Origin of the sequence: Legionella sp. W10-070 (assembly GCF_900640175.1) — a bacterium.
Classification (GTDB): Bacteria; Pseudomonadota; Gammaproteobacteria; order Legionellales; family Legionellaceae; genus Tatlockia.
Map to the genome: position 1 here is coordinate 1 of NZ_CAAAJC010000058.1, position 704 is coordinate 704.

The following is a 704-nucleotide window of genomic DNA, read 5'->3' on the forward strand; positions in this document are numbered from 1 at the left end:
CTTCCAATTGGCCCTAAGTTTTTATTGACAAAGCTCTTATAATGCTGTTTAAGAGCTTTTTTATTTTAATGGAGTAAGAAGTGCTTGGTACAGGAACAACAGAAACGTTTTTTCGGGATGAGTTTTCTACATTAGAACTTAAAGACAAACGTCTTGTAAGGCGAGCAATCCAAGTGGGCGTATGCTTACAAAAACGGCTTACGTCCTGCATCAAACGCTTGTTTATTGATAAAAAGGATATGCGCCAGGCATATGATTTTTTTTCGTAATCCTAAAGTATCAGGTGAAGCCTTGCTAAAAGCTCATTATCATGAAACAGTCAATCGCGCTAAAGAAGTAAAGACACCTTATATTTTAGCGATTCAGGATAAAACGACACTTAATTTTACCACTCATACAGCCAAGACAGAACTTGGTCGTATTGGAGGGAAAGGAAAAAAATCTCAATATGGATTATTTCAACACAGTACGTTATTAGTGACTCAAAGCAATGAACCTTTGGGATTAATTGACGTAAAACACTTTGACTACGATGATTATGATTTAACAGTAGATCGCCATGACCGTCCTATAGAAGAAAAACATAGCTATAGCTGGATTGAATCCTCTCAAAAAAGGAGGGAGCGTTTGGGGGAACTTACGACCCCTGTGATTACTGTAGCCGATAGAGAAAGCGACATTTTTGAGTTTTTACACGACCTTAT

General features: G+C 37.5%; 1 protein-coding gene and 1 pseudogene. Both read left to right on the forward strand.

Annotated elements, in window-relative coordinates:
* The first annotated feature begins 80 nt into the window (after positions 1 to 80).
* Positions 81 to 269 carry a transposase DNA-binding-containing protein gene (locus E1O65_RS12455; RefSeq protein ID WP_133133909.1) on the forward strand — a complete coding sequence of 63 codons (189 nt, stop codon included), beginning with the start codon at positions 81 to 83 and terminating at the stop codon, positions 267 to 269.
* Positions 253 to 704: pseudogene (locus tag E1O65_RS12460) on the forward strand (hypothetical protein); the annotation flags it as partial. The gene E1O65_RS12455 and the pseudogene E1O65_RS12460, both read left to right, overlap by 17 nt.